Raw genomic sequence first — 831 nt, forward strand, 5'->3', positions numbered from 1 at the left:
TTTTAGCGTTCCTACCGGTCGAAGGCGGTTCACTAAAAATGGTCTAAGATCGTAAGCAAGACGTGAGAACACAAGATTTACATGGGTCGCTCGTTTAAAATATTGGTGAAGTCCTAAAACAAAGCTATTGTAACGATGAATATTCTCAGCAGAAGGCGAAGCTTTCATTCTTCGAATGAGTTTCTTCGCTTCCTGTTTGATTTTCTCGCTTTTTGAAGATATGACCCCAGTATGGGCCACTCGTTTCTTACCCTTTTTATTCGCACGAATGGTGAACCCTAAGAACTCTGATTCTCGTTTTCTTAGGTTTACAATTTGAGATTTCTCTGGTGATATCTCCAGCTTCAAACGTTCTTTAAGGTACAAACGTACCGCATGGTACCACCGTTGCGCTGTCTTTCCATCCCGGCAAAGAATTTTAAAATCATCCGCATATCTGACCTGGTATCCTTGCTTCAAGTTCGTTTGTTTTCTCGCTCGTCTTCTGGCATCATCTGAACTGTAAGATTTCATCAGGGGGAATACTTCCCACTGGTCCGCAACCCATTGGTCTAGATCATTTAAGACAATATTAGAAAGAAGGGGAGATAAGATTCCACCTTGTGGTGAACCCTTCTCAGGCACTCCTTCTCCATCAATTTCTGACTTTACCATTTTAGAAATACAAGCCAGTACCTTACGGTCTTGAATACCAATATTCCAGAGTTGCTTCTTTAATAGACGATGATTTACGTTATCAAAGAAACTCTTAATATCTACATCAACGACGTAATGAAGTTGACCGCGATTAATCAAAGATTGTATTCTTGCCATAGCATGATGAGCAGACCG

General features: G+C 40.8%; 1 protein-coding gene. It reads right to left on the reverse strand.

Features of this window, described 5'->3' with window-relative positions; genetic code table 11:
* Positions 1–831: reverse transcriptase domain-containing protein (locus GLV97_RS19695; RefSeq protein ID WP_272917366.1), on the reverse strand; the 831-nt coding region annotated here is incomplete at both ends.

Source organism: Halobacillus litoralis (genome assembly GCF_009856355.1).
Lineage (GTDB): Bacteria > Bacillota > Bacilli > Bacillales > Halobacillaceae > Halobacillus > Halobacillus litoralis_B.